This window comes from Ruegeria sp. H4, assembly GCF_056533065.1.
The window spans coordinates 269,509-293,588 of record NZ_JBQFOC010000002.1; the positions used below are offsets into that span (position 1 = coordinate 269,509).

Annotated in this window: 20 protein-coding genes and 1 tRNA gene; 13 read left to right on the forward strand and 8 right to left on the reverse strand. The window is 58.4% G+C overall.

Annotation, left to right across the window (positions count from 1 at the left end; translation table 11 throughout):
* Window positions 1-318 precede the first annotated feature (318 nt).
* The gene (locus tag ACR0KG_RS12810) at window positions 319-1,863 is read left to right on the forward strand and encodes a trimethylamine methyltransferase family protein (protein ID WP_480827495.1); all 1,545 of its coding nucleotides are present in this window, start codon (window positions 319-321) and stop codon (window positions 1,861-1,863) included.
* Window positions 1,864-1,914: 51 nt separating this feature from the next.
* On the opposite strand, the gene ACR0KG_RS12815 is transcribed toward ACR0KG_RS12810, so the two are convergent.
* Entirely contained in the window at window positions 1,915-2,160 is a 246-nt protein-coding gene (locus ACR0KG_RS12815) for an EF-hand domain-containing protein (protein ID WP_353007741.1), read from the reverse strand.
* Between the two features lie 542 nt (window positions 2,161-2,702).
* Window positions 2,703-6,323, reverse strand: coding sequence for a vitamin B12-dependent ribonucleotide reductase (locus ACR0KG_RS12820; RefSeq protein ID WP_480827496.1), 3,621 nt, complete (start codon window positions 6,321-6,323; stop codon window positions 2,703-2,705).
* Window positions 6,324-6,843: 520 nt separating this feature from the next.
* Here ACR0KG_RS12820 and ACR0KG_RS12825 point away from each other — a divergent pair.
* Window positions 6,844-7,278 carry a hypothetical protein gene (locus ACR0KG_RS12825; RefSeq protein WP_480549085.1) on the forward strand — a complete coding sequence of 145 codons (435 nt, stop codon included), beginning with the start codon at window positions 6,844-6,846 and terminating at the stop codon, window positions 7,276-7,278.
* Between the two features lie 229 nt (window positions 7,279-7,507).
* Here ACR0KG_RS12825 and ACR0KG_RS12830 read toward each other — a convergent pair.
* From ACR0KG_RS12830 to pdxH, 4 genes are all read right to left on the reverse strand, one after another.
* Window positions 7,508-7,584 (reverse strand) — tRNA-Pro (locus ACR0KG_RS12830).
* 43 nt (window positions 7,585-7,627) lie between these two features.
* Entirely contained in the window at window positions 7,628-8,092 is a 465-nt protein-coding gene (locus tag ACR0KG_RS12835) for a DUF192 domain-containing protein (protein WP_480549449.1), read from the reverse strand.
* Window positions 8,093-8,102: 10 nt separating this feature from the next.
* A complete protein-coding gene (locus tag ACR0KG_RS12840; RefSeq protein ID WP_480549447.1) occupies window positions 8,103-8,609 on the reverse strand; it encodes a cold-shock protein in 507 nt (168 codons plus the stop codon).
* Window positions 8,610-8,751: 142 nt separating this feature from the next.
* Window positions 8,752-9,357: a pyridoxamine 5'-phosphate oxidase gene (gene pdxH / locus ACR0KG_RS12845; protein ID WP_480549083.1), complete on the reverse strand. Its 606-nt coding sequence runs from the start codon at window positions 9,355-9,357 to the stop codon at window positions 8,752-8,754.
* Between the two features lie 135 nt (window positions 9,358-9,492).
* Between pdxH and fabI the strand changes: the two genes are divergently transcribed.
* The 5 genes from fabI (at window position 9,493) to trpE (ending at window position 15,513) form a co-directional block, all read left to right on the forward strand.
* The gene (gene fabI / locus ACR0KG_RS12850; RefSeq protein ID WP_480549081.1) at window positions 9,493-10,299 is read left to right on the forward strand and encodes an enoyl-ACP reductase FabI; all 807 of its coding nucleotides are present in this window, start codon (window positions 9,493-9,495) and stop codon (window positions 10,297-10,299) included.
* Window positions 10,300-10,303: 4 nt separating this feature from the next.
* Window positions 10,304-10,813, forward strand: a complete 510-nt coding sequence (gene gpt, locus ACR0KG_RS12855; RefSeq protein WP_170532900.1) for a xanthine phosphoribosyltransferase — start codon at window positions 10,304-10,306, stop codon at window positions 10,811-10,813.
* Window positions 10,814-10,894: 81 nt separating this feature from the next.
* On the forward strand, window positions 10,895-12,070 hold the full coding sequence (locus ACR0KG_RS12860; protein WP_480827497.1) for an aminotransferase: 1,176 nt from the start codon (window positions 10,895-10,897) through the stop codon (window positions 12,068-12,070).
* A gap of 80 nt (window positions 12,071-12,150) precedes the next feature.
* On the forward strand, window positions 12,151-13,992 hold the full coding sequence (locus tag ACR0KG_RS12865) for a peptidyl-prolyl cis-trans isomerase (RefSeq protein WP_480827498.1): 1,842 nt from the start codon (window positions 12,151-12,153) through the stop codon (window positions 13,990-13,992).
* 9 nt (window positions 13,993-14,001) lie between these two features.
* Window positions 14,002-15,513, forward strand: a complete 1,512-nt coding sequence (trpE, locus tag ACR0KG_RS12870; RefSeq protein WP_480827499.1) for an anthranilate synthase component I — start codon at window positions 14,002-14,004, stop codon at window positions 15,511-15,513.
* Between the two features lie 45 nt (window positions 15,514-15,558).
* Here trpE and ACR0KG_RS12875 read toward each other — a convergent pair whose 3' ends face one another.
* Window positions 15,559-16,968: a divergent polysaccharide deacetylase family protein gene (locus ACR0KG_RS12875; RefSeq protein WP_480549071.1), complete on the reverse strand. Its 1,410-nt coding sequence runs from the start codon at window positions 16,966-16,968 to the stop codon at window positions 15,559-15,561.
* A 196-nt stretch (window positions 16,969-17,164) separates the two neighbouring features.
* On the opposite strand from ACR0KG_RS12875, the gene ACR0KG_RS12880 reads away from it, so the two are divergent.
* From ACR0KG_RS12880 to lexA, 6 genes are all read left to right on the forward strand, one after another.
* Complete coding sequence (locus ACR0KG_RS12880; protein WP_480541274.1) at window positions 17,165-17,746, forward strand: anthranilate synthase component II; 582 nt, start codon at window positions 17,165-17,167, stop codon at window positions 17,744-17,746.
* Complete coding sequence (trpD, locus tag ACR0KG_RS12885; RefSeq protein ID WP_480549069.1) at window positions 17,743-18,762, forward strand: anthranilate phosphoribosyltransferase; 1,020 nt, start codon at window positions 17,743-17,745, stop codon at window positions 18,760-18,762. Before ACR0KG_RS12880 ends, trpD begins: the two co-directional genes overlap by 4 nt.
* Window positions 18,759-19,571 carry an indole-3-glycerol phosphate synthase TrpC gene (trpC, locus tag ACR0KG_RS12890; protein ID WP_480827500.1) on the forward strand — a complete coding sequence of 271 codons (813 nt, stop codon included), beginning with the start codon at window positions 18,759-18,761 and terminating at the stop codon, window positions 19,569-19,571. Before trpD ends, trpC begins: the two co-directional genes overlap by 4 nt.
* Window positions 19,571-20,044: a cyclic pyranopterin monophosphate synthase MoaC gene (gene moaC, locus ACR0KG_RS12895; RefSeq protein WP_480827501.1), complete on the forward strand. Its 474-nt coding sequence runs from the start codon at window positions 19,571-19,573 to the stop codon at window positions 20,042-20,044. Before trpC ends, moaC begins: the two co-directional genes overlap by 1 nt.
* Window positions 20,041-21,213 (forward strand): molybdopterin molybdotransferase MoeA, encoded by a 1,173-nt coding sequence (locus ACR0KG_RS12900; protein ID WP_480827502.1) that lies wholly within the window; start codon window positions 20,041-20,043, stop codon window positions 21,211-21,213. The genes moaC and ACR0KG_RS12900 overlap by 4 nt, the downstream gene beginning before the upstream one ends.
* Before the next feature lie 78 nt (window positions 21,214-21,291).
* Complete coding sequence (gene lexA / locus ACR0KG_RS12905) at window positions 21,292-21,990, forward strand: transcriptional repressor LexA (protein WP_480827503.1); 699 nt, start codon at window positions 21,292-21,294, stop codon at window positions 21,988-21,990.
* Here the strand turns inward: lexA and ACR0KG_RS12910 are convergent.
* A complete protein-coding gene (locus ACR0KG_RS12910; protein ID WP_480827504.1) occupies window positions 21,984-24,035 on the reverse strand; it encodes a ComEC/Rec2 family competence protein in 2,052 nt (683 codons plus the stop codon). The two genes, lexA and ACR0KG_RS12910, sit on opposite strands and share 7 nt — an antisense overlap.
* Window positions 24,036-24,080: the final 45 nt, after the last annotated feature.

Below are 24,080 nucleotides of genomic sequence, written 5' to 3' on the forward strand. Positions count from 1 at the left end.
AGGATATTCAGCAGTAAGTTAATAAAGTATAACAGATTTCACCCAAAGCGGGAGAAAATGTGCCCAGAACACGCGTTCAACAAGGCCAGCGATACAATCTGTCGGTTTTTGACAGCTAAGTCGCAAACGGAACAGAACAGGGTGTGGCCGTCTGACAGCCTATCGGGCAACTGAGAGGTCTCATGGCAAACGAGATTTGGAAAATTCGTCTGATCAGTCGTACCATTGGTGCGGATCGTGGGCGCGCGGCAAGGGGTCGGCCTGGCTTGTCTTGATCGCTCATGCTCAAGATACCTCTTTAAAGACCGGACTTATTCAATGAACACGCAATCCCGTAGTGCCTCTCGTAGCGGTGGACGTTCTGCACGTCGCGCAGCCCGTGCATCCGCCCTTCCAGAACATCTGCGCCCGATCCGCCCCGGCATGGAAGGCGGCACATACAAACCTCTGACACCAGCTCAGGTGGAAAAAATCCACAATGCCGCCCTACAAGCCCTTGAAACCATTGGTCTTGCAGACGCCCCCCAAAGCGGTATCGACTATCTGGTCGGTGCGGGCTGTACACTGGGCGACGACGGGCGCATTCGGTTCCCGCGCGCATTGGTTGAAGATACGATCGCAAAGGCCAACCGGTCCATCACGCTCTGCAGCCGCGACGGCCAGACCGACCTCGACCTAACCGGCACCAAGGTTCACTATGGCACAGCCGGAGCAGCCGTAAGTATGGTTGATGTCCATGGCCGTCAATACCGCGATTCAACCGTACAGGATCTGCACGACGCCGCGCGGATTTGCCAGCAGCTGGACAATATCCACTTCGTCCAGCGCCCCATGGTCTGCCGCGACATCCTCGACAATCTCGAGATGGACTACAATACAGTTTATGCCGCATGCTCAGGGACTTACAAACACATTGGAACATCCTTTACCGAGCCATCGCATGTAGCACCTGCCATCGAAATGCTGCACATGATTGCCGGTGGTGAGGACAAATGGCGCGAGCGGCCTTTTGTATCCAACTCGAACTGCTTTGTCGTTCCGCCGATGAAATTCGCCACCGAAAGCTGCGAAGTGATGGAGGAATGCATCAAGGCCGGTATGCCTGTTCTGTTGCTGTCTGCTGGCATGGCCGGCGCAACCGCCCCATCAACCATCGCCGGGGCGATCACGCAGGCCACTGCCGAATGCCTGGCCGGTTTGGTTTATGTAAACGCCGTAAAGCCAGGCGCACCCGCGATTTTTGGCACATGGCCCTTTGGTCTGGACCTGCGCACTGGGGCCATGTCTATCGGGTCTGGCGAACAAGCCCTGCTGAGTGCGGGCTGTGCGCAGATGCACCAGTTCTACGACCTGCCGGGAGGCGCCGCCGCGGGCGCGTCAGATTCGAAACTGCCCGATATGCAAGCCGGGTGGGAGCAGATGTGTTCGAACGTCATGGCCGGGTTGTCCGGGCTGAACATGGTCTATGAAGCGGCGGGCATGCATGCTTCGCTTCTGGGCTTTTGCTTCGAAAGCCTCATCCTCAGCGATGATCTGATCGGTCAAGCACAGCGCTGCGTGCGCGGCATCGAAGTCAATGATGAAACACTGGCGCTGGATCAGATTGCCGAGGTTTGCATGGGCGGGCCGGGCCACTACTTGGGAACTGACGCAACACTCAGCCGGATGCAGGCCGACTATGTCTATCCAATATTTGGCGACCGAACGTCACCAAAAGAATGGGCCGAGATGGGTAAACCAGATTTGCTGGAGAAGGCCACTGCCCGCAAGGAAGAAATTCTGAGCGCACCGTCGTCCGCTCAGTTTGATCCGTTGCTAGATGCCGAAATTCGCGCCAAGTTCAACATTCACTTACCCGCGTAACCATTTGTAAAGGCGGCCCGAAACCCTCGGGCCGCCCTTATTCAATACAAATCAGCCGTTGCTGGGGGGCAGCAAACCGGCTTCTTGCGCAACTGCGATCTCATCCTGATCCAGCGCGCCATCACCATTTGCATCCATGGCCGAGAACGTATCGGTATCCACTTCTGGTACCACAGCCTGCACTTCTTCGATGGTCAGAACGCCATCGCCATTCGCATCAGCGCTCGATTGCGCCAAAGCCAACGAGGGCAAGCCAAGTGCGAATGCCGAGATAACGGCCAGATGTTGCGGTTTCATGATAGTGCCTCCTGAGTGAGTTTTGCGTTGTTACGTCCGGACAAGCACCACAGACACCATCTTGCCCTTCGCAGTCACCCGCATCCCTTTCATCCCCGAATTTCGCGCCATTCTTTGCGGATTTCCCCGAGTCGGCCCTGCGATCTCCCGCCGGGCGAAATCCGCCGATCTGCTTTCGGCGGTTCTTGCCCGATGACTGCCCGGAGATCCGGCAAGGCTCTGCTGACAACCGCGGTAAGGGGTTGAAAAAAGAAAGGGGGCCGAAGCCCCCTGTCAGTTTCGCCTTCCAGGCTCATTTCGTTGACCGCCCGGTGTTTTTTTGCCTGCGGCCTGGACTGCGCATGGGGCGAGCGCACCCGCCCCGTGAGAGAGTGGGAGGGAGCAAATATTCCGCCCCACCCTGTTCCCGGCCAACACGGGCATGTCGGCCGAGTGGACCAAGGCATCGATGGTAAGTCTCAGCGCCTTGATCCGTATTCGTCGGGGTCGGTACCTGTGGCAGCTATCCGACCCCTGCGCCCCGGGGTGCCGGGGCGCTAAACTCAGCTACACCCGCTTGTCGCGCCGCAGGTGTTGCATTTCATGCAGGTGCCGTTGCGCACCAGCGTGTAGTTTCCGCATTCGCCGCACGGGTCGCCCTCGTAGCCCTGCATCTTGGCTTTGGTACGAGCGTCCATGGTGGTTGCGACGGCAGTTTCTGCGGCCGGAGCTTCAAATGCAGCGGCTGTTTCTGCCATGCCGTTCAAATCAGCCTGACCCGCGTTGAACACCGCCAGATCTTGCGGCAGGCGCTTGCGCAGATAGCCGGTCGAGCTGATTTGCTTCAACACTTCCAAAGACTTGGACGCCGCACTGTCGCTGATTTCTGAAACGTTCGAGACGTTTTCGTCCTCGCCACGACCCAGATCATCGAAGGTTGCGCCTTCAGGTTTCACATGGGCCAGATCGGTGCGGTCCAAATAAGACACGGCCAATTCGCGGAAAATGTAGTCCAGAATCGACGTTGCATTCTTGATCGAGTCGTTGCCCTGCACCATCCCAGCCGGTTCGAATTTGGTGAAGGTGAAGGCATCGACAAACTCTTCCAGCGGCACGCCATACTGCAGGCCGACCGAGACCGCGATGGCGAAGTTGTTCATCATTGCCCGGAAGCCAGCGCCTTCCTTGTGCATGTCGATGAAAATCTCGCCCAGCTTGCCGTCTTCGAACTCACCGGTGCGCAGATAGACCTTATGGCCGCCAACGATCGCCTTTTGGGTATAACCCTTGCGGCGATGCGGCAGTTTCTCGCGATGGCTGCGGATCATCTCCTTGACCACAACCTTCTCGATCACCTTCTCGGCCAGGACGACGGCTTTTTCCTGCGTCGAACCGCTTTCCAAAACTTCTGCCGCTTCGTCGTCATCCTCGACCAGAGCCGCCGCCAGCGGCTGCGAAAGTTTCGAACCATCGCGATACAGCGCGTTCGCCTTCACGCCCAGCGACCAGCTGAGTTCATAGGCCTTCTGGCAATCCTCGATGGTCGCGTCATTGGGCATGTTGATCGTCTTAGAGATCGCACCCGAGATGAAGCTTTGCGCTGCCGCCATCATGGTGATGTGGCTATCAACCCCAAGGAAACGCTTGCCCTTCTTGCCGCACGGGTTGGCGCAGTCGAAGATCGAATAGTGCTCTTCCTTCAGATGGGGTGCGCCTTCCAGCGTCATGGTTCCGCAGACGTGATCGTTCGCTGCGTCGATATCCGCTTTGGTAAAGCCAAGATGGCGCAGCAGGTCGAAAGTAGGATCGTTCAGCTTGGTCGCCGGGATGCCCAGTACGCCGGTGCAGAAATCCTCACCCAGTGTCCACTGGTTGAAGACGAACCGGATGTCGAAGGCGCTTTCCAGCGCGGCGTCCACTTTGGCCAGTTCATTCGGGCCGAACCCGTGACCTGTCAGCGAGGTGTGGTTGATCCCCGGCGCGTTGCCGATGGTGCCGTGCCCAACCGCATAGCCCACGATCTCTTCGATCTGAGACGAGGAGTAGCCCAGCTTCTCCAGCGCCGACGGTACCGAGCGGTTGATGATCTTGAAGTAACCGCCACCGGCCAGCTTTTTGAATTTAACCAGTGCGAAGTCCGGCTCGATCCCGGTCGTGTCGCAATCCATCACCAGACCGATGGTCCCGGTGGGCGCGATCACGGTGGCCTGTGCGTTGCGATAGCCGTTCTTCTCGCCGAGGCTCAGCGCCTCATCCCAGGCCGACATGGCCAGATCGATGAGACGTTTGTCTGGGCAGTTGCCGTGATCCAGAGGCACAGGCTTGACGGCCAGTTTCTCGTACCCGTTGGTCACACCCTGCGATGCGCGGCGGTGGTTACGGATGACGCGCAGCATGTGCTCGGCATTGCGCTCATACCCTTTGAACGGACCCAGCTCTCCGGCGATCTCAGCCGAGGTCGCATAGGCCACACCAGTCATGATCGCGGTCAGCGCGCCACAGATCGCCCGACCTTCGTCCGAGTCATAGCTGTAGCCCATGTTCATCAGCAGTCCGCCGATATTGGCATAGCCAAGACCCAAAGTACGGAAATCATAAGAGAGTTTCGCGATTTCCTTGGACGGGAATTGCGCCATCGTCACTGAAATTTCCAGCGTCAGGGTCCATAGGCGGGAGGCGTGCATGTAATCCGCCGCCTGAAACTCGTCATCCTTAAGGAAGGTCAGCAGGTTCATCGACGCGAGGTTACAGGCCGTGTCGTCCAGGAACATGTATTCCGAGCACGGGTTCGATCCGCGGATCTCACCATCTTCGGGGCATGTGTGCCATTCGTTGACAGTGTCGTGGAACTGAATACCAGGATCAGCACAAGCCCAAGCGGCATGGCCGACCTTCTCCCACAGGTCGCGCGCTTTGACCGTGCGGGCAACCTTGCCATCGGTGCGGTTGATCAATTCCCAATCCGCGTCTTTCTCAACAGCGGTCAGGAACGCGTTGGTCACGCGGATCGAGTTGTTCGAGTTCTGACCCGAGACCGAGCTATAGGCTTCCGAATCCCAGTCGGTGTCGTAGGTGGGGAACTCGATGCTGTCGTGACCCTGCCGCGCATAATCCAGCACGCGCTTGATGTAAGTCTCAGGGATCGCGACCTTTTTGGCCTCACGAACCGCTTTCTTCAGACTATCGTTCGCGTTCGGATCATAAGCGTCATCAGCAGAGCCATCCCACGAACGGATGGCCTCAAAAATGCCGTTCAGCATCTTCTCGTGCATCTTCGATCCGGCAACGATCGAGGCCACCTTCTGTTCTTCGAGCACCTTCCATTCGATGAATTGCTCGATGTCCGGGTGATCTGCATCGACGATCACCATCTTCGCTGCTCGACGGGTTGTCCCGCCTGATTTAATCGCGCCAGCGGCGCGGTCGCCGATCTTGAGAAATCCCATTAGGCCCGAGGATTTGCCGCCGCCCGACAGCGCCTCGCCCTCAGCCCGCAGATGGCTGAAGTTGGTCCCGGTGCCTGAACCGTATTTGAACAAGCGCGCCTCGCGCACCCACAGATCCATGATGCCGCCCTCGTTCACCAGATCATCATCGACGGACTGGATGAAGCATGCATGCGGCTGCGGATGCTCATAAGCGGATTTCGATTTGGTCAGCTTGCCGGTTTTGTAGTCGACATAGTGGTGACCCTGCGCAGGGCCGTCGATCCCGTAGGCCCAGTGCAAACCGGTGTTAAACCATTGCGGGCTGTTCGGAGCGGCGCGTTGGGTCGCCAGCATATAGCGCATCTCGTCAAAGTAGGCGCGCGCGTCTTCCTCGGTTGAGAAATAGCCGCCCTTCCAGCCCCAGTACGCCCACGCGCCGGCCAGACGATCGAACACTTGCTTGGAGGATGTCTCGCCATCGAATTCAGCGCCATCGGCCGGAACCGAACGCCACAGGAATTCGGGAACGTCTTTCTCTTTGACCTTTTTCAGCTTGCTGGGAACACCGGCCTTGCGGAAATATTTCTGCGCGATGACGTCGCTGGCCACCTGGCTCCAGCTCGACGGAACTTCGATATCATCAAGCCGAAAGACAATAGTGCCGTCGGGATTTCGAATCTCGGACGTGGCCGAAATGAAATCCAAGTCTGCGTATGCATCCTGCCCCGGTTTGGTGAACTTTCTTTCAATTTTCATTTCCGCTGCCTTCGAATTAATGACCGTCTACCCAGCTTCGGGCCTGAGAAATGCCAAGCCCCCCACCTTGCCGAACTCGACAGACGCAAAGGTCCGGACGCTGCCGCGCGCAGCGCAAAACCGCATCAGCGGTTGCACAATCAGTTGGTGTGCGTCCCGTCCCTGCCCTGCGCCTTCTCTGATTTCATACCAGATGTAGTGGCGTCATATTCGGCTCATACAATCTGGCGTATCCACCCATAGAAGGTCAACGGCCTTTTTGAGTCATTTTTGAAATCTTTTGTGTTGACCCGATCATCGCGCCGGGTCTTGCGTGGGGCGTTTCCGATTCCTCCACAGAATGATCCACGGCAAAATCCCGCCGATCCCAAACTCATCAGAATGAAATTCCTGTTTTTACCAGCATGTTTATAAGCGTTTGATGAACCAGACCACTGCTGGTTAGGCTGGAACAGAATCATCGCGAGCCTTCCAAGGGTCGAGGTGGTTAACGCGAAAATCACTAAGGGCTTACAATCAGATGCGGCTGTTTCACTTTTTATCGCCAGTGGCCCTATTCGTGGCGTGCACACCACAAGATGTGTCCGAACCATCACGCAGTGCTCAGTTCAACGACTACCCGACGCGTCTGTTCGAAACCTTCGAAACGAGCTGCACCGGCCCGGGCGACAGTTTTCGCAAGCTGCCCGACAGAAGCTTTGAATGCAGCGAATACCTGCCCCCCGAAGCAGCCGCTTTCCTGATACTAACCTATGATGGCTCGCCTCAGAACCTGCCCAAAAGCGTCATGCGATTGAACCCGAGCAAAACCGCATCTGGCTACCGCGTGGATGCCTCGCTGGTGTTCAGAGTGCCACAGAAAGCAGGATCAGTTGTTGAGGTTCCCGTCGAAAGCGAAGCGTTGGACCAAGCTCTTAGCAGGCTTTATCGCACGATGGGCGGGTTGCCGGGCTGACTATATTTTTACGGCCGCTGTGTTGCTTGCATTATTCAAACAGCTTGTTGTTGGTCCAGTCAAAACTACCTTCGTCCCACCCCTGAATCGCTGCCTTCCAACCGACCTTTTCCACACGGGCTTTGAAGTTTGGCCCCTCGGGAGAATGGCGTGCAATACACACTATGTGCCAATCAATATCTGGTTGAGTGCACAATACAGCGTGCGCGTAATTTAACATTTTTGGAAGTGGTCGGGGCGGCAGGATTCGAACCTACGACCCCCTGTACCCAAAACAGGTGCGCTACCAGACTGCGCCACGCCCCGGACCGTGCGCCTTCCTAAACGTGCCGATCTGATTTGAAAAGCCCTAACAGGGCCAAATTGCGGGGCCTTGTGAAAAAATTTCATGGCGCATCTGGGTTCCAGCTGCGATTCCATAGCGTGTGGCCAATCCAGCATTGATTTCGAGCACCGCAAACACGGAATCGCCGCCCTCAATCGGGGTCAAATCACCCGGAATCGCGCCTTCATGCACGCTGCTGACTGCGCCGGTTTTGTCGATGAAGATCATGTCCAGTGGAATCAGGGTGTTCTTCATCCAGAACGCCACGCGCTGAGGCGGATCGAATACGAACAGCATTCCCGACCTGCTGGGTAGGGACTCTCGAAACATCAACCCACGCGAACGCTCTTGGGGTGTTATCGCCAGTTCAACGTCGAAACGTATCTGAGTCTGATCGTTCTTCAGCTCAACCCGGTCAGGACGGCACTCCGCCAACGCGCCCGCGGCCCAAAAGGCAATGATCAGGGCAGGAGCGATAAGGCGACTCATCATTGTGGGATCAATCGTCCAGTGCGGCTTCCCAGGCAAGAACCTGTGCAGCCATCCGGCCCCGTTTACCATCGATCACACGCATGGCGAGCGCTTCGCCGGGTTGCAGGTCGGCAAGGCCCGAGCGACGCAAAACTTCGATATGCAGAAACACATCCTCACCACGACCAAACACATTGGCAAAGCCAAAACCTTTGCCCTTGTCGAACCATTTCACCCGCGCGGCCTCCATCGGGGCATCTGCGATCACATCTGGATCAAGTTCGGCGAAATCGGCCAGTAGCATCGAATCTGCGCGTGCAGGCGGATCAACACTGATCACCTCGACCGCCTGAACGCCCCGGTCTGTCCGATGCGTCATAATTTCGATGCCCGCACCATCCGCGACAGAGCTTTGCCCAAAATTGCGCAAGACGTTGACATGCAACAGAATATCCGGACCGCCTTCGTCAGACACAACGAACCCGTACCCTTTCGCAGGGTCGAACCATTTTACGTGTCCACGTACGCGATACATGTTGTTCAGATCGTCCGGCACTGTATTCCTTACGCGCATTTATTAGGATCGTTAAGGTTTGTCTGTTTATGGGAATGGCCCGCAAATTCAAGCTGAAAAAACTCATTGTTTTCTGAGCGTTGCATTTCACGTAACGCGAAGATCATGGATTCAGCCTTTCCACTTGCCAGACTGAATCGGACCGATCCCTCGTCCACCTAAAGCGATCATGCAGGCGAAAGGCCCCATCTGCCCAGAATTCAATTTCAGTCGGCGCGATTCTGTACCCTCCCCAAAATGGCGGTCGCGCAGGGTTCGGCCCATGTTTCGCAGTTACCTTTGCAACCTCGGCCATCAACGCAGCGCGACTGCTCAGCGGCTGAGACTGCCGCGAAGCCCAGGCCCCCAATCGACTTTTAAGCGATCTGGATGCATAATACTCATCCGCTTTCGGACCCGTTTCGCGCGTTATTATACCACGAACTCGAATTTGACGCCGCAAAGATTTCCAGTGCATCACAAATGCCGCTTTGCCCGCACCATCCAGTTCTGACGCTTTGGTGCTTTCGTAGTTCGTGTAGAAAACGAAGCTGTCCGGTTCGATCTCTTTCAAAAGAACCATACGAACATTGGGCATACCATCCTGGTCGACAGTCGCCAACGCGATTGCGTTCGGATCGTTGACTTCACTCTCTTCAGCCTCACCCAACCACCGAGCCGCTATTTCAAACGGATCGGAGCCAGCAAAGATGCCATCGCGCTCGTTCATTTCCATCCCCTGGAAAGTACTGAGAATGAACCTAAGGCGATAACCCGCTACGGGCAAGAGTGGATGGCCTTGATGCAGCGCTAACGATGGCATAAACCAACGCAATACAATGCGAAGACAGGCGGAGAACCAAACATGGCAAATCAGTTGATGGCCGGCAAACGCGGCCTCATCATGGGACTGGCCAATGACAAATCAATCGCATGGGGAATCGCGCGCGCTTTATCCGATGCCGGGGCCGATCTGGCTTTTTCTTATCAAGGCGACGCTCTTAAGAAACGGGTCGACCCATTGGCAGCGCAACTTGGCAGCGAAATCGTCCTGCCGTGCGACGTCAGCGACGAGACGTCAATCGACGCATTGTTCACCGCGCTTGAAACAAAATGGGGCAAGCTGGATTTTATCGTTCACGCCATCGGGTTCTCGGACAAGAACGAACTGCGCGGTCGTTATGTAGACACCAGCCGCGCGAATTTCAATTTGACGATGGATGTGTCCGTCTTTTCCTTCACAGCCGTCATGCAGCGCGCGGAAAAGATGATGGGCGAAGGTGGCAGCGCAGTGACCCTGACTTACTACGGCGCCGAGCAGGTCATGCCGCATTATAATGTCATGGGCGTTGCCAAAGCCGCGCTGGAAGCATCGGTCAAGTATTTGGCCGAGGACCTGGGCAAGGATGGCATACGCGTGAACTCGATCTCGGCGGGGCCCATCAAAACGCTCGCCGCCAGTGGCATCGGGGACTTCCGCTATATCATGAAATGGAACGAGTATAACTCACCCCTGCGTCGCAACGTAACCATCGACGATGTCGGCAACTCGGCATTGTACTTACTGTCCGATCTCAGCAGTGGCGTCACCGGTGAGAATCTGCATGTAGACTCGGGCTATCACATTGTCGGCATGAAAGCCGTCGATGCGCCTGACGTAGAAAAGGGCTAAGATCATGAGCGCCAAGGATCGCCTGCCCCACGAAAAAGGCTTTCATATCAGCTGGGATCAGATTCACCGCGATTCCCGCGCTCTGGCCTGGCGGCTGGATGGTCAAGGCCCCGATGATGGATCATGGCGCGCGGTTGTCGCCATCACGCGTGGCGGCATGGCCCCGGCCATGATCGTCAGCCGTGAGCTGGACATCCGCACCGTCGACACGATCAGCGTACGCTCCTACCACCATCAGGAACAGGGCGAGGCCGAGGTGCTCAAGGCCCCGGATGCCCAGTTGATGGGCGATGGCGAAGGCGTTCTCATCATCGACGATCTGGTCGACAGCGGCAAAACCCTGGATCTGGTGCGCCGGATGTTTCCAAAGGCGCATTTCGCGACGGTCTATGCCAAACCCAAGGGCCGCCCGATGGTCGACACGTTCATTACCGAGGTCAGCCAGGACACCTGGATCTTCTTCCCATGGGATATGGCCTTGCAATATGTCGAACCCTATCGCGGCACGGACTAACTTCTTCTGTTCAAAAATACCTCGGAGCGCGAGGCAGAGCCTCGCACAAGCCCTGCTGGCACTGTCCAAGGACAAAACCCAATGACTCAAACCCGCACCAGCGTCACCTTTCCGCCCCCGGTGATGGAGGCGCGTCGCTGGCTGGACGGGGTTGCATTTTCAGATGACCAGCCGCTGATCAATGTTAGTCAGGCGGCCCCGGTCGAACCACCACCGCTGGCCATGCGTCAGGCCATGGCCGAGTTTGCAGTAGAGCAAGATAGCGCCCATCTCTATGGGCCCGTCTTGGGTAACAGTGATTTACGCGCGGAGCTGGCCAACCAGATCAGCACCCACTACGCGGCTGAGGTCGCCGAGAACCAGGTTGCCATCACCTCGGGGTGCAATCAGGCGTTTTCGGCCGTCATCTCGGCGATCACGGATCAGGGGGATGAGGTCGTCCTACCTACCCCATGGTACTTCAATCACAAAATGTGGCTGGACATGGCAGGCGTGCACTCTGTCGACTTGCCAACCGGCGCTGATCTTTTGCCTGATCCCGAACAGGCGCGTGCGCTGATCACCGACAAAACCCGCGCTATTTCCTTGGTCACGCCCAACAATCCCGGCGGGGTCGAATACCCGGCGGACCTGCTTCGCGCCTTCTACGATCTGGCGCGCGAGGCTGGCATCTACCTGCTGGTCGACGAAACCTACCGCGATTTTGACAGCCGCAGCGGACCGCCGCATGCGCTGTTTCAACAACCGGGCTGGGATCAGACGCTTGTGCATCTCTATTCTTTCTCGAAAGCCTACCGCCTGACCGGTCATCGCGTCGGAGCGATTGCGTCCAGCACCATCCTGCTGGCCGAGATCGAAAAATTTCTGGATACGGTTGCCATTTGCCCCGGTCAGATCGGTCAATTCGCGGCCCTGTGGGGCATGCAGAACCTCGGCCAATGGTTGGCCGGGGAACGAGATGAGATCCTCGACCGGCGCGCCGCCATCACGGATGAGATGCCAAGGCTGACTGCCACGGGCTGGCGGTTGTTGGGCCTCGGCGCATATTTCGCCTATCTCGAACACCCGTTCGATATCGCCTCGGATGAACTTGCCCGCCGCCTCGTTCCCGAAGCCGGTATTCTCCTGCTGCCCGGTACGATGTTCATGCCCGCAGGCGATCCTGCCGGTCAGCGCCAGGTGCGCATCGCTTTTGCCAATCTGGATCGAGCTGGGATTGGCCAATTGTTCGACCGCTTGCAGGCAGTTTCCTTCTAAGCTTGCCCCCCGGCGGTGCCCGTCGTATTCAGGGCGGCGACCAACAGGGCAGAGACCTGCCAAAACACCAAGAGGGCATCATGGCTGCAGGCAAGAACAGTCTTTCGAAAACCTTTGTCTGGATATTGATGGGCCTTTTGTTCGTCGGTCTTGCCGGCTTTGGCGCCACCAATCTCAGCGGCACCATCCGCACCGTTGCACAGGTGGGTGAAGAAAGCGTCTCGGTCGATGCCTATGTACGCGAGTTGCAACGCGAGATCCGTGCTGTTGAGGCCCAGACCGGACAATCTCTGCAAATGTCTCAGGCCCGAGAGCTGGGTTTGGAACAGCGCGCCTTGTCCCGCCTGACCGCCCTCGCCGCGTTGGACAACGAAGTCAGCCAGTTGGGCATTTCGATTGGCGACGAAAACCTGCAGGAAGAGATCGTTGCGATCCCAGCCTTTCAGGGCGTTGATGGAAGTTTTGACCGCGAAGCCTATCGGTTCCAACTGGATCAACTGGGTATCTCGGATACCGAATTCGAATCGGATCTGCGCAAGGAATCTTCGCGCACGATCCTGCAGGCAGCTGTGACCAGCGGTGTAGTCATGCCCGATACGCTGACACAAACGCTGGTCGATTATCTGGGCGCACGGCGCAGCTTTACCATCGCGACCCTTGGGGTTGAGGCGCTGACGACGCCGGTTGCGGATCCAACCGATGAACAGGTTCAGGCGTTTTATGATGAAAACACCGATTTGTTCACCCTGCCCCGCACCAAACGACTGACCTATGCGATCCTTTCGCCCGAGATGTTGATCGATACGGTCGAGGTCGACGAAGATACACTGCGCCGACTCTACGACCAGCGCGCGGCTGAATACCAACAACCCGAACGCCGGTTGGTCGAACGGCTGAACTTCCCCAGTGAAGAGGCGGCAAATGACGCAATGGCACAGCTTGAGGTCGGGGGCACCACATTCGAACAACTGGTGCGCGACCGCGAGCTTGAGTTGAGCGATATCGATCTGGGCGATGTCACCCGCGACGATCTGGGCGACGCTGCCGATGCCGTATTCGCGGCAGAACTGGATCAGGTTGTCGGACCTCTGCCTTCGGTCTTTGGCCCGGCTTTGTTCCGGATAAACGGCTCACTGGCCGCCAACAACGTTCCTTTTGAAGAGGCTGAACCAAGCTTGCGCGAAGAACAGGCTTCTGAGCGCGCGCGCCGCCTGATCGAAGCCCAATCTGAGGATATCAACGACCTACTGGCCGGTGGTGCCACGCTGGAAGAGTTGGCTGCTGAAACCGAGATGGTGCTGGATCAGATTGACTGGACCCGCGACAGCAGCGAACAGGTTGCTGCTTATGACGGGTTCCGCGTGGCCGCCGAAGCGGTGCAGGACGGTGACTTCCCAGAGATCGCGTTCCTTGAGGACGGATCGATCTTCGCGCTGCGTTTGGAAGAAGACCTGCCCCCGCGCCCCGAACCCTTGGATAGCGCACGCGACCGCGTCGCTGCAGCCTGGATTGCGGCCGAGACAAACGCGGCGCTTCAGGATCAGGCGGCCTCGGTCCTCTTGGATCTGGCCACCGATGGAGACTTCACCGCAACCGGCCTGCCGTTCCGCGTGGAAAACGCCCTGACCCGCACCGCATTTCTTGAGGATGTGCCCCCCAGCTTCATGGCAGACGTTTTCGAGATGGAGCCCGGCGAACTGCGCGTGGTCAGCGGCAATGGCGCCGCCTTGATCGTACGTCTGGACGAGATCCTGCCACCGGATGAAACTGACGAGTTGCGACAGCTGCAAGAGGCCCTCAGCGCTCAACTGGATCAGGCCCTGGCGCAGAACATCTTTGACGCCTATGTCCGCGACGCACAGACCCGCGCACGCCCTGTGGTCGATCAGCAAGCCCTGAACGCCGTGCAGGCGAGTTACTAAGAGACCATCATGGCACTGACACCCGATTTCGACACGTTCGCCCGCGCCTATGAGGCGGGTGAAAATCAGGTCGTTTACACGCGCCTTGCTGCTGACCTGGACACACCGGTGTCATTGATGCTGAAGCTGACCGGTGCGCAAAAAGATGCCTTTATGCTGGAATCCGTCACGGGCGGAGAGGTGCGCGGGCGTTATTCGATTGTTGGCATGAAGCCTGATCTGATCTGGCGCTGCCGGGGCGAAACATCCGAGTTGAACCGATCCGCCCGGTTCGATCCCGAGGCGTTTGACCCGCAAACCGGCAACCCAATGGACAATCTACGCGCCCTTCTGTCCGAAAGCCGGATCGCCCTGCCCGATGATCTGCCGCAGGCGGCTGCCGGGCTGTTTGGCTATCTGGGCTACGACATGGTGCGTCTGGTCGAGTATCTGCCGGATGTGAACCCTGATCCGCTGGGATTGCCCGATGCGATCATGCTGCGCCCTTCGGTCGTAGCGGTTTTGGATGGCGTCAAAGGCGAAGTCACAGTGGTCTCTCCTGCATGGTCTAGCGAAGGGCAATCGGCCAAAGCAGCCTATGCGCAGGCCGCCGAACGCGTGATGGACGCTGTCCGCGATCTGGAACGCGCCATGCCAGCGGAAACCCGCGATCTGGGTGACGCGTCCGAGGTTGCTCCGCCCGTGTCGAATTTCACCAAATCCGGCTATATGGAAGCGGTTGAAAAGGCCAAGGAATACATCCGAGCAGGCGACATCTTTCAGGTCGTCCCGGCACAGCGCTGGACACAGGATTTCCCGCTGCCGCCGTTCACGCTCTATCGGTCTTTGCGCCGCACCAACCCTTCGCCGTTCATGTTCTACTTCAACTTCGGTGGCTTTCAGGTCGTGGGCGCCAGCCCCGAGATTCTGGTGCGGGTCTTTGGCGACGAAGTCACCATTCGCCCTATCGCGGGCACCCGCCCACGCGGTGCAACGCCAGAAGAAGACAAAGCAAACGAGTTGGATTTGCTGGCCGACAAGAAGGAATTGGCCGAACATCTGATGCTGCTGGACCTAGGCCGCAACGATACGGGCCGCGTCGCCAAGATCGGCACTGTGCGGCCCACCGAAGAGTTCATCATCGAACGCTACAGCCACGTGATGCATATCGTGTCGAACGTGGTAGGTGAATTGGCCGAGGACAAAGACGCGTTGGATGCCTTCTTTGCTGGGATGCCTGCGGGTACAGTCTCGGGCGCGCCAAAAGTCCGTGCGATGGAGATTATTGACGAGCTGGAGCCTGAAAAGCGCGGCGTTTATGGCGGCGGTGTCGGCTATTTCAGCGCGGGTGGTGACATGGATATGTGTATCGCCCTGCGCACGGCCATTGTGAAAGAGCAGAAGCTTTACATTCAGGCAGGCGGCGGCGTGGTCTATGACAGCGACCCCGAGGCAGAGTTTATGGAAACGGTCCATAAATCGAACGCGATCCGGCGGGCAGCAGCAGATGCGGCCCGGTTCACCTCAACAGGCAACAGTTAAACAACGAAAGGCGGCGATCCCGGATCAGCCGCCTTTCGTCAGCCCTTACTGAACCTCGCGCTTCATCACCGCAGAAATTGGCGCCATGGCGACCCGGCTGGCGCGATCCTCAAGCCCCCAAAGCAGCAAGGCAGAAATCGTTTCGGGACGCACACGGCCCAGCATCACCACAGTGCCCTCCTGCCCGGCGCGGAAGACGGCCTGATCCAGAAAACGGCGCATGATCTTGGGGTCCTGACGGGCCCCGTCAATATCGCGGAATATAACGCTGGACGGGATGCCGTTGCGCGCGGCGATCTTCTGGACAGTGTTCAATCCATTGTCCTGAGTGATCAGCCCACGACCCGTCACACCTGCAATCTCGGCCACCTGATCGGCCAGTTTGCGATTGCCCTGAATGCCGGTTTCAACCCCTTCTAGAATTCCTACAGTTTCCGGCAGGGTTTCCAGCCAGACGGCCATCGATACTTCGGCATCCTGTGCGCTGGCAGCCTCGGGCAAATCGGCCAGCGCCATCACCTCAAACCCGGCAGCGCGGTGGCGCGCCATTTTTTCGGCGGCGTTTGGATCAGACGGGCTGACGGCAAAGCTGATCGGATAGGGAAAGTCCTGCAAGGCCTCGGCCCCAAAGGACTGTTCATCATCGATCAGGATAATGGACATCAGCGGCTTGGAGTCGGCATTTTCAAATGCGGCGGCGTAGGCTTCGATGGGTTTGCCCATAGGGATCAGCCCTGTGACATCACCTGTTTCCTCAGCCGGTGGATCGTCGCGTTCGGTCAGCGGCACTACGCGCTTGCCGACGATCGTGCTGGTGCTGGTCTCGTTCTCTCCACCAATCTGAGGCAAGGCGGCAATACGCGGCAAGGTTCGGGGCAGCGTATCTTCGTCCCCTTCCACAGCAATTGGGCTATTTTCAAACGGGTTTTCTTCTGTGCTGTCTTCGGTCGAGCCTGGAACGTCGAGGCTTGGCACTGGTTCCAAAACCGCAACTTCTTCAGCTTCAGGCGCAGCGGGTGCCTCACCAATAACCTGTGGCTGCACCTCATCCTGAGGGGTTTCAGGCGCGGCTCCGGGCAGAGGCGGCGCAACAGGCGGGTTTGTCAGCACCGCAACCTCATCCGCTGTGTCGGGATCCGGCTGTTCGGGCTGTTGCCCCGGCCCGGTGATGTTTGGCTGGGCATCTGTCTCTTGCTCAAGGCCCGACAGATCGGCCACATCCTCTTCTTGGAAATCGGCAGCTTTTGGCCCAGCGGGTTGTGCATCGACCAGATCGGCGTCCGATCCGGTCTCGGTCACACTGGCCGAAGCCTCGGATGTGGTGACATCCTCGGGCTGTGGTGCCTCGGTTGCCACAACCGGTTTTTGGGTCAACGGTGCCTGCAACGACAAAACCGCACCCAAGATCAAAACAACGACCGCACCCGCGACCATTCCTCCGACAAATCCGCCCATGTCCAACGCCTTTCGCCTGTCTACTGCTACGCCCGTTCTTACGTCATCTTTTGCAACGCTTGGCCTGATGGCGCGTACGGAACGGGTTGTCCTCTTGACGCTGCCGCCCAAGCCTGAGCATGTATGTCCCGACATTATACCGTGGCCGGGGGCTGTATCGCCAGCCTGAAATGCCCAAGCTAAGATAAGTGCCCAAATGCTGCTGCTGATCGACAACTACGATTCGTTTACTTACAACCTGGTGCATTATCTGGGCGAACTTGGGGCCGAAATGGTCATTCGCCGCAATGATGCGCTGGATGTGCAGGAAGCCATGGCGATGAATCCCGCCGGTATCCTGCTCAGCCCCGGCCCTTGCGACCCAGATCAAGCCGGTATTTGCCTGGCCCTGACCGAAGCCGCGGCCGAGACAAAAACACCACTGATGGGTGTGTGCTTGGGTCATCAGACCATCGGTCAGGTTTTCGGCGGCAAGGTCGTGCGTTGCCATGAGATCGTGCATGGCAAGATGGGCACGATGAAACACACGGGCAAAGGCGTCTTTGCGGGCCTGCCCTCACCCTTTGAGGCGACACGCTATCATTCGCTTATTGTTGAGCGTGAGAGCCTGCCCAATTGCCTTGAGATCACAGCAGAACTGGAAGACGGTACAATCATGGGGCTGCAACACAAGGAACTGCCCATTCATGGCGTGCAGTTCCACCCGGAATCTATCGCCTCCGAGCATGGCCACGCCCTGCTCAAGAACTTCCTGCAAGAACTGAAAGTCCCCGCATGAGCGACGCATTGAAACCGCTGATCGGTGCGTCTGCCGACCGGCCCCTGACCCGCGCCGAGGCGGAACAGGCCTTTGGCATTCTGTTCGATGGCGAGGCCACGCCCAGCCAGATCGGTGGGCTGCTGATGGCCATGCGCACACGTGGCGAAACCGTGGACGAATACGCCGCCGCCGCCGCTGTGATGCGCGCCAAGTGTAACGCGGTCACCGCCCCGGCGGGCGCAATGGATATTGTGGGTACTGGAGGGGATGGCAAGGGAACACTGAATATCTCGACTGCGACGGCCTTTGTCGTGGCGGGGACCGGTGTCACCGTGGCCAAGCATGGCAACCGGAACCTCAGTTCGAAATCCGGCGCGGCAGATGCGCTGGGTCAGATGGGCATCAACGTGATGGTCGGCCCGCAAGTGGTTGAAAAAGCGCTGAATGAGGTGGGAATCTGTTTCATGATGGCCCCTATGCATCACCCTGCCATCGCTCATGTTATGCCGTCTCGACAAGAACTGGGAACGCGCACGATCTTCAATATTCTCGGCCCGCTGACCAATCCGGCGGGCGTCAAACGGCAACTAACGGGCGCCTTCTCTCGCGACTTGATCCGGCCGATGGCTGAAACACTGGGCTTGCTGGGATCTGATCGTGCGTGGTTGGTCCATGGCTCGGACGGGACGGATGAGTTGACGATCACCGGTGTCAGCTGGGTCGCTGCCCTGGAAGACAACACCATAAAAGAGGTTGAACTGCACCCCGAAGACGCAGGCCTGCCCGTACATCCATTCGAAGAGATCGTTGGCGGCACCCCGGAAGAAAACGCTGCTGCCTTCGGCGCATTACTGGATGGTACGCCGTCGGCCTATCGTGATGCCGTTCTACTGAACTCCGCCGCTGCTTTGGTCGTGGCTGAGGCCGCGAGCGATTTGCGCGAAGGCGTTGAAAAGGCAGCCGAAAGCATCGACAGTGGCAAAGCCAAAGAAAAGATCACCGCCCTTGCGCGGATCACACAGGAAGCTGCATGACCGAGACTGTTCTGGACAAAATCAAAGCCTATAAGCTGGAAGAGATCGAAGCGGACAAGGCACAAAAATCGCTGGCTGAGCTGGAAAGCGAAGCACGAGATGCGCCTGAGGTGCGTGGCTTTGCCGAGGCGCTGCACAACGCCTCGCGCACCGGCTACGGTTTGATTGCCGAGGTCAAAAAGGCCAGCCCCTCCAAAGGTTTGATCCGCCCGGATTTTGATCCGCCCGTTCTGGCTAAAGCCTATGAAGACGGCGGCGCAGCCTGTTTGTCGGTTCTGACTGACACACCCAGTTTTCAGGGTGCCAAAGAATATCTGACTGCTGCGCGCGCTGCGACCAATTTACCCGCTTTGCGCAAGGATTTCATGTACGATCCCTATCAGGTCATCGAAGCGCGGGCGTTGGGGGCAGATTGTATCCTGATCATCATGGCCTCGGTCGAAGATTCGCAGGCCGCCGAGTTGGAACAAACCGCGTTTGACTGGGATATGGACGTTTTGATCGAAGTTCACGATGAAGCCGAGCTTGACCGCGCGACGCAGTTGAAAAGCCCCCTGATCGGGATAAACAATCGCAATCTCAAGACCTTCGAGACCACTCTTGATACCACCCGGCGTCTGTCAAAACTGGTGCCAGGAGATCGGACGATTGTCTGCGAAAGCGGTCTGGGCGCGCCGGAAGATCTGGCCGATATCGCTCGCTACGGTGCACGGTGTTTCCTGATCGGCGAGAGCCTTATGCGGCGGGATGACGTCACTGCGGCAACCCGCCAAATCCTGTCGAACCCGCTGATCCCAGGGGTGATGTGATGCCGCTTACGCATTTTGATGCCGAAGGTCAGGCACATATGGTCGATGTCTCGGACAAGGATGTCACCGACCGCGTTGCAGTGGCTGCCGCGTACATCAAGATGGCAGCAGAAACCTTTGATTTAATTTCAGAAGGCCGCGCCAAGAAAGGCGATGTTCTAGGCGTTGCGCGTCTTGCTGGGATCATGGGGGCCAAGAAAACGCCCGACCTGATCCCACTGTGCCACCCGCTACCCCTGACCAAGGTTGCAGTTGTACTGACGTTGGACCCTGATCTACCGGGTGTCCAAATCGAAGCCACCGTCAAAACCTCAGGCCAGACAGGTGTAGAGATGGAAGCGCTGACCGCGGTCTCGACCGCCGCGCTGACCGTCTACGACATGACCAAAGCCGTTGATAAGGCGATGGAGATCGGTGGCATTCGCGTTTTGCTGAAAGATGGTGGCAAATCAGGGCGTTACGAAGCACAATGATCACGGTCGAAGACGCCCGCGCCCTGCTGTTTGATCTGGTCACTCCGCTTCCTTCCGAACATGTGCCGCTTGCCAAATCGGCGGGTCGCGTCCTGGCCGAAAACGTTGTCGCGACACGCGATCAGCCGCCTTTTGCCGCCTCATCGATGGACGGCTACGCAGTTAAGGCGGCGGAAGTGGAACTGCACGCCATGTTCAAGGTTGTCGGCGAGGCTGCCGCAGGCAATCGGTTCGATGGCAAAGTCGGCCCCGGACAAGCCGTTCGAATTTTCACTGGCGCGCCAGTGCCGGAAGGGGCTGACTTCATTGTCATACAGGAAGATGTGGACCGTCGCGGCGACCTGATCACCATCACCGACGCGCCCGGCCCCAAAACCAATATCCGCCCCGCTGGGGTGGACTTTGCCAAAGGCACCACAATCGCGGCACCGCGCTTGATCCGGCCCGAGGATGTGGCGCTTATGGCCGCTATGAACATCCCCCAGGTCCCGGTTGCGCGGAAACCGCAGATCGCCCTGATCTCAACCGGGGACGAATTGGTGATGCCGGGTGAGACCCCGGGCCCAGATCAGATCATTGCCTCGAACACGTTCGGCCTGCAGGCGCTGCTCGAAGGGGTTGGCTCTCATGTCCGTGTTCTGCCCATCGCACGGGACACGGTCTCTTCATTGGAAACCGCGTTTGGACTGGCGGAAGGGGCCGATCTGGTGGTCACCATCGGCGGTGCTTCGGTCGGAGACTATGATCTGGTTTCCGAGGTATCCGAGGCGCAGGGGATGGAGCGGTCCTTCTACAAAATCCGGATGCGCCCCGGAAAACCGCTGATGGCTGGACGGATGGGCGATGCCGCGATGGTTGGCCTGCCGGGGAACCCTGTCAGCGCAATGGTGTGCGGCTATCTGTTCCTGATTCCGATGGTACGACGGATGTTGGGGCTCGATACAGTCGTCACGCCCTTCCAGCGAGCGGTTTTGGCCGAAGCGCTGCCTGCAAATGGGCCACGTGAACACTATATGCGTGCAATTCTCGACGATAACGGCATCCGCGCCTGCGCCGACCAGGACAGTTCTCTGCTAAGTGTTTTAGCCGAAGCCAACGCTTTGATCATGCGTCCGCCCGAAGACCCGGAGCGCGCTGTTGGGGCCGAAATCCTGTATCTGCCGATATAGAACATCTTCAAATTCATTGACACAAAACGTGAACATGCGTAGAACAAAAGAAAACGCATGAGCGACGAGGTGTGAGCGATGCTGACCAAGAAGCAGTTGGATTTGCTGGAATTCATCCACAAACGCGTACAGCGGGATGGCGTTCCTCCCAGTTTCGACGAAATGAAGGCCGCGTTGGATCTGCGATCCAAATCCGGCATCCACCGATTGATCACAGCGCTGGAAGAGCGGGGCTTTATCCGCCGTCTGGCGCATCGAGCCCGTGCGATTGAGATCGTTAAGTTGCCCGAAAGCCTTGGGGGTGAACCCACGACCGGATTTACCCCAAGGGTCATCGAAGGCGACAAGCCCGAAGGCCCGCGCCCTGCAAATTTCGAACCGGTCTCGGTCGATTCGCTGGAACTGCCGGTCATGGGCCGCATCGCTGCTGGTGTACCGATCGCTGCCATCAGCCACGAATCGCACCGCGTGGCCGTGCCTGGTCCGATGGTATCCGGCCAAGGGTCGCATTACGCGTTGGAAGTGCAAGGCGACTCAATGATCGACGCTGGTATCAATGACGGAGATGTTGTCATCATCCGGGAAACGTCGACTGCCGACAATGGCGATATCGTGGTTGCACTGGTCGAGGATCAGGAGGCGACGCTGAAACGCTTCTTCCGCCGTGGCAATGCCATCGCGCTTGAAGCCGCAAACCCGGCCTATGAAACGCGCGTTCTGCCCGAAGACAAAGTTAAGGTTCAGGGGCGTCTGGTCGGACTGATCCGCAGCTACTGATTGCCTGCCTTGTCACGGTCCCCGGTAAATTTCGGGGACCAGAGCCGATGCCCTGTCAGATCGGCACTGGTGATCACATTACCATCCGAGATGGACAGGCTGCCTGTGCGGTACAGCCGATCCGGGTCAAACACCCCGCAATCGCCCTGGATGGTCAACTCTACCGCCGAGACGACAATCTGGTTCGCGTCACATTCCGTAAATCCGTGTGCAGCCCGTTTACCGGTGATGTGAACAACCTCTGTCCCCTGCACGGAGATACGCTGGATCAGATCGGCCTTGCCCGGCCAGCGCCCGGCCGCCTGCCCCTGATCCTGCCCGTCGCCGTCATTCTCCAGCCAGACGGTTGCGACAAAGCCGCTGCCTTTCTTCTTGCTCAGCGCCCGGCCCTCTTCAGTCATGACACCAACTAGGCCGCCGGATTCTGCAATCAAAACCTCGGGGCGATGATCCGAGGTCCACAGCATGAACGCCGCTGCCACGGGGCCAAGGCCCACCCAGCGCATCCGCCCCTGCCAAAGCGCCAGCCAAAGCCCACCCAGGGCAATGACAGGCAACACGAACCAAGGCGGGCTGACGACGTAGCCTTGCGCCCCATCAAGGCCCGAGACCCAATCGGCAACCAACAAAATCCAGCTCAGCCCAATCCCCATGACCTCGAGTGCGATCCAGTCCAGACCAAACGGCGCCAGCAACGCAGCAACCACGGCAGAAGGCACAACAATCGTACCCATCACGGGCACGGATAACAGATTTGCCAAAAGCCCATAATGCGACATGGTGTTGAAATGCGCTGCCCCAATCGGGGCGGTGGCAAGACCTGCTATGGCGGAAGACAACAGCACACCCAGAATGGGCCTGAGCCATTTCGGACCCGGTGCCGGGCCATAATCGCGCAACGTGCCAAACACCGCCACCAACGCGGTCGTGGCAGCAAACGACATCTGAAAACCGGGGCTTAGCAACGTTTCCGGGCGCAGGGTCAGCACGATCAACGCAGCCACCGCCACCGCCCGTAGAGAAATCGCGCGACGGTCGATCAGAATGGCCCCGAACATGACACTAACCATAACAAAAGCCCGCTCGGTCGCCACATTGCCCCCCGATAGCATCAGGTAAATAACTGCGGCCACCAGAGCACATCCGGCCGCCAGTTTTCGCACTGGCATCCGTAACGCTAGGGTTGGGATCATCGACAGTCCGATCCGGCAGGCCACGAAGACAAATCCGGTCAACAACCCCATGTGCAGGCCAGAGATCGCCAGCAAATGCGCAAGGTTCGACGCCCGCAGCGCATCCAGCGACGCCTGTCCCATGCCGCTGCGATCACCGGTTGTGACGGCGGCTGCGAACCCGCCAACCTCTCCCGGCAGGAGACTGCGCACATGGCCCGAGATCGCCATCCGGATCGCCGTGATCTGAACGCCATCCAGCACATCCTGCGGCGGGGCGATGGTGAGGACCGGAACGCGTGTGTACCCGACCGCGCCCAAGCGTTGAAACCAGGCATGGCGGCGGAAATCGAACCCTCCGGGTTCGACCGGGCCTTGCGGCGGTGACAGATGGCCGGTGGTCATGATCCGTTGCCCGGGCGCAACGGCGGCGATGCCGGAATGGATAGAAAGGCGGATGCGCTGCGGTCGCCGGTCGTCTGGTACGTCCCCTAGTCGCACCTGATCCAGCGTCAGCCGCAGCGCATCCGAGGCAGACCGGTCCATGGCCACCACGCGCCCCTCAACCGGGCCGTAGTAGCGCCATGACAGAACCGGTTCTGCCACCATATGGGCGCGAGTGCCGGCCAGCACAAAGCCAGCGATAACCAGCGCCCCCCCGATCGCTAACGATCCCCAACCCGAAGGGAATACACGGCTTAACCAGATCAGCCCCAGACCAATGCAGCCAAGGCTGACATAGACCGTCCAATCCGGTTCGAACCGAAGTCCGAAATAGAGGCCGATCCCAACCGCAAGGCACACCGGCGACCAGGGAAACAAGAACCCTGTCTGGTTCAGCAGCGCGGCCTGGGCCCGTGCAAGAACACGCATGGTTGCCCCCGTCCTTCGGGCTCGTTAGACAGGCGCCAAACTATG

Bases quoted from the DNA above. Each gene is read 5' to 3' on its own strand.
- ACR0KG_RS12810 (WP_480827495.1), top strand. From the start codon at position 319: ATGAACACGCAATCCCGTAGTGCCTCTCGTAGCGGTGGACGTTCTGCA.
- ACR0KG_RS12815 (WP_353007741.1), bottom strand. From the start codon at position 2,160: ATGAAACCGCAACATCTGGCCGTTATCTCGGCATTCGCACTTGGCTTG.
- ACR0KG_RS12820 (WP_480827496.1), bottom strand. From the start codon at position 6,323: ATGAAAATTGAAAGAAAGTTCACCAAACCGGGGCAGGATGCATACGCA.
- ACR0KG_RS12825 (WP_480549085.1), top strand. From the start codon at position 6,844: ATGCGGCTGTTTCACTTTTTATCGCCAGTGGCCCTATTCGTGGCGTGC.
- ACR0KG_RS12835 (WP_480549449.1), bottom strand. From the start codon at position 8,092: ATGAGTCGCCTTATCGCTCCTGCCCTGATCATTGCCTTTTGGGCCGCG.
- ACR0KG_RS12840 (WP_480549447.1), bottom strand. From the start codon at position 8,609: ATGTATCGCGTACGTGGACACGTAAAATGGTTCGACCCTGCGAAAGGG.
- pdxH (WP_480549083.1), bottom strand. From the start codon at position 9,357: ATGAACGAGCGCGATGGCATCTTTGCTGGCTCCGATCCGTTTGAAATA.
- fabI (WP_480549081.1), top strand. From the start codon at position 9,493: ATGGCAAATCAGTTGATGGCCGGCAAACGCGGCCTCATCATGGGACTG.
- gpt (WP_170532900.1), top strand. From the start codon at position 10,304: ATGAGCGCCAAGGATCGCCTGCCCCACGAAAAAGGCTTTCATATCAGC.
- ACR0KG_RS12860 (WP_480827497.1), top strand. From the start codon at position 10,895: ATGACTCAAACCCGCACCAGCGTCACCTTTCCGCCCCCGGTGATGGAG.
- ACR0KG_RS12865 (WP_480827498.1), top strand. From the start codon at position 12,151: ATGGCTGCAGGCAAGAACAGTCTTTCGAAAACCTTTGTCTGGATATTG.
- trpE (WP_480827499.1), top strand. From the start codon at position 14,002: ATGGCACTGACACCCGATTTCGACACGTTCGCCCGCGCCTATGAGGCG.
- ACR0KG_RS12875 (WP_480549071.1), bottom strand. From the start codon at position 16,968: ATGGGCGGATTTGTCGGAGGAATGGTCGCGGGTGCGGTCGTTGTTTTG.
- ACR0KG_RS12880 (WP_480541274.1), top strand. From the start codon at position 17,165: ATGCTGCTGCTGATCGACAACTACGATTCGTTTACTTACAACCTGGTG.
- trpD (WP_480549069.1), top strand. From the start codon at position 17,743: ATGAGCGACGCATTGAAACCGCTGATCGGTGCGTCTGCCGACCGGCCC.
- trpC (WP_480827500.1), top strand. From the start codon at position 18,759: ATGACCGAGACTGTTCTGGACAAAATCAAAGCCTATAAGCTGGAAGAG.
- moaC (WP_480827501.1), top strand. From the start codon at position 19,571: ATGCCGCTTACGCATTTTGATGCCGAAGGTCAGGCACATATGGTCGAT.
- ACR0KG_RS12900 (WP_480827502.1), top strand. From the start codon at position 20,041: ATGATCACGGTCGAAGACGCCCGCGCCCTGCTGTTTGATCTGGTCACT.
- lexA (WP_480827503.1), top strand. From the start codon at position 21,292: ATGCTGACCAAGAAGCAGTTGGATTTGCTGGAATTCATCCACAAACGC.
- ACR0KG_RS12910 (WP_480827504.1), bottom strand. From the start codon at position 24,035: ATGCGTGTTCTTGCACGGGCCCAGGCCGCGCTGCTGAACCAGACAGGG.